Source organism: Marinobacter algicola DG893, from assembly GCF_000170835.1.
Taxonomy (GTDB): domain Bacteria; phylum Pseudomonadota; class Gammaproteobacteria; order Pseudomonadales; family Oleiphilaceae; genus Marinobacter; species Marinobacter algicola.
Map to the genome: position 1 here is coordinate 70,571 of NZ_ABCP01000014.1, position 7,752 is coordinate 78,322.

Sequence of the window (7,752 nt, forward strand, 5' to 3'; positions counted from 1 at the left end):
ATGTCCGCGGCCATCCGACAGTATCTGGTCATCACCGGCAATTACTGGGCCTTCACCCTGACGGACGGAGCCCTGCGGATGCTGGTGGTGCTGCATTTCCATCAGCTTGGCTATTCACCGCTGGAAATTGCCCTGCTGTTCATTTTCTACGAGTTTTTCGGGGTGGTGACCAACCTGGTGGGTGGCTATCTGGGTGCCCGCTGGGGCCTGAATCGCACCATGAACATCGGGTTGTTCCTCCAGATTGCTGCCCTTGCCATGCTGGCGGTGCCGGCGGCCATGCTGACTGTGCCTTGGGTGATGGCGGCTCAGGCGCTGTCCGGCATTGCCAAGGACCTGAACAAGATGTCCGCCAAGAGCGGCATCAAACTGCTGGTACCGGATGAGCAGCAGGGGACCCTCTACAAATGGGTGGCCATACTCACTGGCTCCAAGAATACACTGAAGGGTGTGGGCTTTTTCCTCGGTGGTGTCCTGCTGATGGCCGCTGGTTTCCAAGGCGCGGTCGTTATCATGGCGGTAGCCCTGAGTGTGGTGTGGCTGGCCAGCCTTTTTCTGTTGGGGCAGGATCTGGGCAAGAGCAAGGCAAAGCCGAAGTTTCGCGAAATCCTGTCCAAGAGCCGGGCCATCAACGTGCTCTCTGCTGCCCGAATGTTTCTGTTTGGCGCCCGGGATGTGTGGTTTGTGGTGGCTCTGCCGGTGTACCTGCATACGGTTTTTGGCTGGGACTTCTGGAAAGTGGGCGGATTCATGGCCACCTGGATTATCGGCTATGGCTTTATCCAGACCATTGCCCCGCGCATTACCGGAAACATGGAAAGAAAACAGCCTGCTGTACTTTGGGCGGCAGCCCTGGCACTGATTCCGGCAGCAATTGCCATTGGCCTGTCGGCCGGTTGGTCACCCCAGATCGTGATTGTCGGTGGTCTGCTATTGTTTGGCGTGCTGTTTGCCGTCAACTCGTCGCTCCACAGCTATCTCATCGTTAGCTATGCCCGTGGCGATGGCGTGTCGCTGGATGTGGGCTTCTATTATATGTCCAATGCCGCCGGCCGGTTACTGGGCACAATTCTCTCTGGCTGGGTCTATCAGGCCTGGGGGCTGGAGGCCTGCTTGTGGATATCGTCGGGCCTGGTGGCCATGGCAGCGTTGCTGTCGGTGTTGTTGCCCGAGCGGCGGTCAATAACCGCCTGAGCGGGTCTCAGAACCGAATGGCCAGCCCCGCGGCGGCTTCCACCTGCAAGTAGCCGCTGCTGTCGAACCTGAGCTCGCAGCCACCTGAGCAGAATGCGGAACCTCCCGAGTTCAAGGCGGTGTAAACACCGCGCAGATCCAGCCTGGCGGAATCCCGGAAGTCGATTTGGTCTGAAGTGCTGGCGCCGGCGGTCTCGATATCCACCGAACTGCTCATGCGAAAACCTGCAAACGGTGCCAGGCTGACTTCAGCCGCCAAAGGCGGAGCGATCAATAAAGATGTCAGTGTGACTGGGATAAAAGGACCGAGATTCATACATCCGTGGCCTGTGTGGCTGGTTGTCGGCAAAGCACTGTGAAACAGTATATCCGTCATGAACTCTGGCAGGCCCTGATAACCTTTTACCCGTTTTGTGCAGGCACCTCGCGAATGCGGCCATGTTCGTCAATCGCGACGTAGACGAAGAGTCCTTCGGTCACCTTGCGAGGGGCTTTGGCCGTGCGGTCCAGGGTCCAGACTTCAATGTTGATTTTCATTGAACTGCGGCCCACCTCAACCAGCTCACCGTAACAGCCCACCTGGGAGCCCACCCGCAGTGGCGACAGGAACTCCATTCGATCCATGGCGACCGTGGCGTTACGGCCTTGGGAAATGCGCCCTGCCATGGTAGCCGCGGCAATGTCCATCTGTTTGACAAGCCAGCCGGCGAACACATCGCCGTTGGGGTTGGTGTCGGAGGGAAGGGGGATTACCTGGATTACCAGTTCGCCCCTGGGTGTGGGTTTGTCGTCATCAAGCGCCGTCATGGATTCAACCTTGTCAGTCCGGAATTGTTTTAGTACCCCGCATGTTAGCGGCCTGTACGGCGTCTGCAAGAAAAATTGAACGTCCTGTTCTATATTTCAAAGGCTGTAACAAAGTTGTCACAGAGTGCCTTTATTGTTCACACATCGGTAAAGCAAACCCGTACATAAAGTCAAAGTGACAAATGGAGACTCAACGTGATCAAACTTAAAACAGCCCTTACAACTGTGGCACTGGCAGGCAGCATTGCCGCCGTGTCGACTCCTGCCATGGCACGCGACACTATCAGCATCGTCGGTTCCTCTACCGTTTATCCGTTCGCGACTGTTGTGGCTGAGCGTTTTGGTTCTTCTACTGACTTCCCGACTCCAAAGCTTGAGTCGACCGGTTCTGGCGGCGGTCTGAAGCTGTTCTGCGCCGGTATCGGCACCCAGCACCCGGACATCACCAATGCGTCTCGTCGCATGAAGACCTCCGAGTACGATCTTTGCCAGAAAAACGGCGTTAAAGACATCACCGAATTCCGCATCGGTTCAGACGGCATCGTGATTGCCAGCTCGCAGAAAGCGGATAACCTGGACATCACTTTGGAGCAACTGTTCCTGGCCCTGGGTAAGCAGGTGCCTTCACCGGACGACGAAACCAAGTTGGTCGCCAACCCCTATGAAAAGTGGAGCGATATCGACTCCAGCCTGCCAAACGTTGCCATTCGTGTGATGGGACCGCCTCCGACTTCCGGTACCCGTGATTCCTTCAACGAATTGGCCCTGCAGGGTGGTTGTGAAGATCTGCCTGCGGTTGCCGACATGAGCGAAGACGACATGGAAGGCGTGTGTCAGAGCGTTCGTGAAGACGGCGCGTTCATCGAAGCCGGTGAGAACGACAACCTGATCGTTCAGAAGCTGATCGACGACAAAGGCCTTTATGGCGTGTTCGGCTACAGCTTCCTGGAAGAGAATTCTGATCGCCTGCAGGCGGCGACTCTCAATGGCATGGTGCCGACGGCGGAAGCCATCGCTGCGGATGAGTACCCGGTTGCCCGTTCACTGTTCTTCTACGTGAAGAAAGCCCACGTTGGTGTGGTTCCGGGTATCGCGGACTATGCCGAGTTCTTTGTGAGCCCGAGTGCTATGGGCCAGAATGGCTACCTGAAGGATGTTGGCCTGATTGTTCCTCCACGCGATGCGCTGATGAAGCTGCAGGACAAGGCATCCAATATGCCTAACCTGGCCAAGGAAGAGCTGATGTAAGCCAGTCGACAACACGTTGACTGACAAGGGTGCGGGTCTTTGAAAGGCTCGCGCCCTTTTGCACGTCTGGAAAGCGGCATGTGCGTCCCGTTTTCCGAATGATTACACTTGTGGTCCTTTTTAGCTTGTTACGGGAATTTTCATGCAACCGGCCAATCTGCTTTTACTGACCATCGTGCTGTCGATGGTTGCCTACGGCTTGGGTTATGCCCGATCGCGGTCACTGGCGATGCCGATGGGGGGCATTCGTCATCTCAAGTCCCTGCCTTTCTATTATGGGGCGCGAGCGGCTTTGTGGTGCGGTATCCCCGCGCTGCTGGTGCTTGGACTCTGGGCAGCGTTTCAGGGAAAGGTCATCCAGACTCTAATTATTGGCTCCCTGCCACAGGAAATGTTGCCGGCGTCCGAGGGCGAGGCGAGTCTTCTGTTGAGCAAGATCAGCAACGTGGCCAGCGGTAGCCTGCCTCCGGGGTTTGCGGAAGCACCCATTGTTGAGGCTGCGGAGCGGCTGAAGGCGCTCCGGGAACAGAGCCGGATGTTCATGACCACCCTGGTGGTGTCCGTCTCTGTGCTGGCGGGGTTCCTGGGATGGTTGCGTGTTCGCCCGGCGCTGAACGCCCGAACGCAAGTGGAGTCGATCCTGAAGTGGTTGTTCTTCGCCTGTGCTGCCCTGGCGATTCTGACCACCATCGGAATCATCTTCTCTGTCGCGTTTGAAACCTTCCGGTTCTTCCAGAAGATTCCGTTCACCGAATTTATCTTTGGCTCCCAGTGGAGCCCGCAAACCGCACTGCGCGCTGATCAGGTCGCTGCTCAGGGCGCCTTTGGCATGATTCCGCTGTTTACCGGCACGCTGCTGATTTCGGCGATTGCCATGCTGGTTGCGGTGCCGGTGGGGTTGCTGTCGGCGATTTATCTCTCGGAATACGCCAATAGGAAAGTGCGCGGTGTGGTCAAACCGTTGCTTGAGATGCTGGCGGGTATCCCGACGGTGGTCTACGGCTTCTTTGCGGCGCTTACCGTCGCGCCGTTCATCAGTAACTTCGCAGCCTCGTTGGGGATTGATGCCTCGTCTCAGAGTGCGCTCGCCGCTGGCGGGGTCATGGGCATTATGATCATTCCGTTTGTGTCTTCACTGTCGGACGACGTTATCAACGCGGTACCGCAAACCCTACGTGATGGCTCCCTGGCTCTGGGCGCGACCCAGTCGGAAACCATGAAGAAGGTGATTTTCCCGGCGGCACTGCCCGGCATTATGGGCGGGGTGCTGTTGGCAGTCTCCCGAGCCATTGGTGAAACCATGATCGTGGTCATGGCCGCGGGCCTCGCAGCGAATCTGACGGCGAACCCGCTGGAAACCGTTACCACGGTGACCGTACAGATTGTCACCCTGCTGACCGGCGACCAGGAATTCGACAGCGCCAAGACCCTGGCGGCCTTTGCCCTCGGCGCGATGCTCTTCCTCGCTACCCTGTTGCTGAATGTGGTGGCCCTGAAAATCGTTCGCAAATATCGGGAACAGTATGACTGATCAACGTTCACAGGCGGAGATTGTCCGCCAGTCACTCAAGCGGCGTTACCGCAAGGAACGCCGGTTCCGGGCCTACGGCATACTGGCGATTGCGATCGCGCTGTCTGCCCTGGTGGTGCTGTTTGTCGACATTATTGGCAAAGGCTATACCGGCTTCACCAAAACCACCATCACCATGGAAGTCGAGCTCGATGGTGAAATGATGTATCTCGACGACGCCACGGATAAAAAGCAGATAAAGATGGCGGATTTCGTGGAGCCATTGTTGCAGGCGCTGATCAAGCAGGTGCCGGGCGCAACGGAAGAGAATAGGGACGCCGTTCGTGATCTGTTGAACCCCTACGCGTCCAATGAGTTGCGTGACATGCTCGAGCAGAACCCCGAGTGGCTTGGAACCACCCAAACACTGACTGTTCTGGCTCACACCGACGTTGATGTTTACGTGAAACATGCAGGTGACGATGCCTATTCCATCAAGCTCAGTGACCGGCAACAACGCTGGGTGGATCAACTGGTGGAAAAAGAGGTTGTGCAGACCTCCTTCAACGATGTGTTCTTTAGCAGCGGCGATTCCCGTGATCCGTCCCGCGCCGGTATTCTTGGGGCGATCGTCGGGTCCTTGCTGACCATGCTGGTGACACTGGTGCTCTCGTTCCCCATCGGGGTGGCGGCTGCCATTTACCTGGAAGAGTTTGCACCCCAGAACAAGCTCACGGATTTTATCGAAGTGAACATCAACAACCTGGCTGCGGTGCCGTCGATTATCTTCGGTTTGCTGGGCCTGGCGGTGTTCATCAACCTGTTTGGCATGCCCCGATCGGTTCCGGTGGTGGGCGGTCTTGTACTGACGCTGATGACACTGCCAACCATCATCATTTCCAGCCGGGCGGCCATCAAGAGCGTGCCGCCCTCAATCAGGGAGGCTGCGGAAGGTATTGGCGCCTCCAAAATGCAGGTGGTACTGCACCATGTATTGCCGCTGGCCATGCCGGGAATGCTGACCGGCTCCATTATCGGTATGGCGCAGGCATTGGGCGAGACTGCTCCGCTGTTGCTGATCGGAATGGTGGCGTTCATCGTTGATGTTCCGGATGGCTTTTTCGATTCGGCGACGGTGCTCCCGGTTCAGGTCTTCCTGTGGGCGGGCAGCCCGGAGCTCGCCTTTATAGAACGTGCGTCAGCAGCCATTATGGTGTTGCTGGCATTTCTGGTTAGCATGAACGCACTGGCCATCTGGCTTCGCAAGCGCCTTGAGCGTCGGTGGTAAGGAGATAAACGATGAATACGATGAACCCAACGATTGCCAAAGAAGCCGATCACCAAGAGATTGAAACGGTTACTCCGGTGCGGGAACAGCCCGAGGAAACGATTATTGAGGAAGGCAAAACGGTGGGAGAGCCGTTTGCCGACAATGCCAAATTCAAGCTTCGCGACGTCAATGTTTCCTACGGTGATACCCGGGCGATCAAGAACATCAGCCTGGATGTGGCGAAGAATGAGGTCATTGCCTTTATTGGACCTTCTGGGTGCGGCAAGTCTACGTTTCTGAGATGCCTCAATCGAATGAACGACAGCATCGAAATCTGCAAGGTGACGGGGTCACTGCAACTGGACGACCAGGACATCTATGACCGTCGCCGGGACGTTGTCGAACTGCGTGCGCGGGTGGGTATGGTGTTCCAGAAACCCAACCCGTTCCCCAAGTCCATCTATGACAATGTGGCCTATGGTCCCCGGATTCATGGCCTTGCAAACCGCAAGTCCGATCTGGATGACATTGTCGAGAACAGCTTGCGCAAGGCGGGTTTGTGGAGCGAGGTCAAGGACCGCCTGGATGCGACGGCCACCGGAATGTCGGGCGGCCAGCAGCAGCGCCTCTGCATTGCGCGCGCCATTGCCGTGAGCCCGGAGGTTATTCTGATGGATGAGCCTTGCTCTGCGCTGGATCCCATTGCAACCGCAAGGGTGGAAGAGTTGATGGCTGAAATGTCCGAGAGCTACACCATTGTGATCGTGACCCACTCGATGCAGCAGGCAGCCCGTGTATCGAATCGAACGGCGTATTTCCATCTGGGGCACCTGGTGGAAGTGAACGAGACCAACAAGGTGTTTACGTCGCCCGAGCACGAACTCACCGAATCCTATATCACCGGCCGTTTCGGTTAACGCCGGTATTGTTGAACACTGGAGAACACAGTCATGCCAGATAAAAAGGACGATGTTTACGGCGATCATATTTCGCATAAGTTCAATGACGAACTGATGGCTCTGAAGAGCGAGTTCCTCGAGATGGGCGGCCTGGTGGAGTCCCAGGTCGACCGTGCGATTACCGCACTGGTGGACAACGACGGCCACCTGGCGGACGAGGTTCGTGCCACGGACAAGAAAGTCGACCAGATGGAAATCGACCTCGACGAGGAAGCAACCCTGATTATCGCCCGTCGCCAGCCCACCGCGCGTGATCTGCGGTTGGTGATTTCGGTGATCAAGATGGTGGCGGACCTGGAGCGGGTGGGTGACGAGGCGAAGAAAATTGCCAAGTTCGCCATCAAGCTGTCAGAGGAAGGTCAGGCACCTCGTGGCTACGTGGAGGTGCGCCACATTGGCAATCATGTTCTTAGCATGTTGCACGATGCTTTGGACTCCTTCGCCCGTCTCGATTCTGAGCAGGCGTTACGGATCATGAAGGAAGACAAGCGGGTGGATGAGGAATACCAGGCCGCCACGCGGACCTTGCTGACGTTCATGATGGAAGACACCCGCAACATTTCCCGCTGTATGTCGGTGATGTGGATTCTCCGTGCTCTGGAGCGGGTGGGGGATCACGCCTGTAACATTGCCGAGAATGTGATCTTCATGGTTAAGGGTGAGGATGTTCGGCATACGCCGGTGGAGGAAGCCGAGAAGGTCGTTGGCCGCTGACTGGCTTTTTGTTTGAGCTTGGGGGAGGGCCGCTGTGTGGTACGGCTTTC

Annotated in this window: 8 protein-coding genes; 6 read left to right on the forward strand and 2 right to left on the reverse strand. The window is 56.8% G+C overall.

Annotation, left to right across the window (positions count from 1 at the left end; all coding sequences use genetic code 11):
- Entirely contained in the window at positions 1 to 1,194 is a 1,194-nt protein-coding gene (gene arsJ, locus MDG893_RS11145; RefSeq protein WP_007153888.1) for an organoarsenical effux MFS transporter ArsJ, read from the forward strand.
- A 7-nt stretch (positions 1,195 to 1,201) separates the two neighbouring features.
- Here the strand turns inward: arsJ and MDG893_RS11150 are convergent, their stop codons facing one another.
- On the reverse strand, positions 1,202 to 1,510 hold the full coding sequence (locus MDG893_RS11150) for a hypothetical protein (RefSeq protein ID WP_007153889.1): 309 nt from the start codon (positions 1,508 to 1,510) through the stop codon (positions 1,202 to 1,204).
- A gap of 86 nt (positions 1,511 to 1,596) precedes the next feature.
- The gene (locus MDG893_RS11155) at positions 1,597 to 2,001 is read right to left on the reverse strand and encodes an acyl-CoA thioesterase (protein ID WP_007153890.1); all 405 of its coding nucleotides are present in this window, start codon (positions 1,999 to 2,001) and stop codon (positions 1,597 to 1,599) included.
- Between the two features lie 195 nt (positions 2,002 to 2,196).
- Between MDG893_RS11155 and MDG893_RS11160 the strand changes: the two genes are divergently transcribed.
- The 5 genes from MDG893_RS11160 (at position 2,197) to phoU (ending at position 7,702) form a co-directional block, all read left to right on the forward strand.
- Complete coding sequence (locus MDG893_RS11160) at positions 2,197 to 3,249, forward strand: substrate-binding domain-containing protein (protein ID WP_007153891.1); 1,053 nt, start codon at positions 2,197 to 2,199, stop codon at positions 3,247 to 3,249.
- Positions 3,250 to 3,391: 142 nt separating this feature from the next.
- Complete coding sequence (gene pstC, locus MDG893_RS11165; RefSeq protein WP_007153892.1) at positions 3,392 to 4,780, forward strand: phosphate ABC transporter permease subunit PstC; 1,389 nt, start codon at positions 3,392 to 3,394, stop codon at positions 4,778 to 4,780.
- Complete coding sequence (gene pstA, locus MDG893_RS11170; RefSeq protein WP_007153893.1) at positions 4,773 to 6,047, forward strand: phosphate ABC transporter permease PstA; 1,275 nt, start codon at positions 4,773 to 4,775, stop codon at positions 6,045 to 6,047. The genes pstC and pstA overlap by 8 nt, the downstream gene beginning before the upstream one ends.
- 11 nt (positions 6,048 to 6,058) lie before the next feature.
- Complete coding sequence (pstB, locus tag MDG893_RS11175; RefSeq protein WP_007153894.1) at positions 6,059 to 6,946, forward strand: phosphate ABC transporter ATP-binding protein PstB; 888 nt, start codon at positions 6,059 to 6,061, stop codon at positions 6,944 to 6,946.
- Between the two features lie 33 nt (positions 6,947 to 6,979).
- Positions 6,980 to 7,702 carry a phosphate signaling complex protein PhoU gene (gene phoU, locus MDG893_RS11180; protein WP_007153895.1) on the forward strand — a complete coding sequence of 241 codons (723 nt, stop codon included), beginning with the start codon at positions 6,980 to 6,982 and terminating at the stop codon, positions 7,700 to 7,702.
- Positions 7,703 to 7,752: the final 50 nt, after the last annotated feature.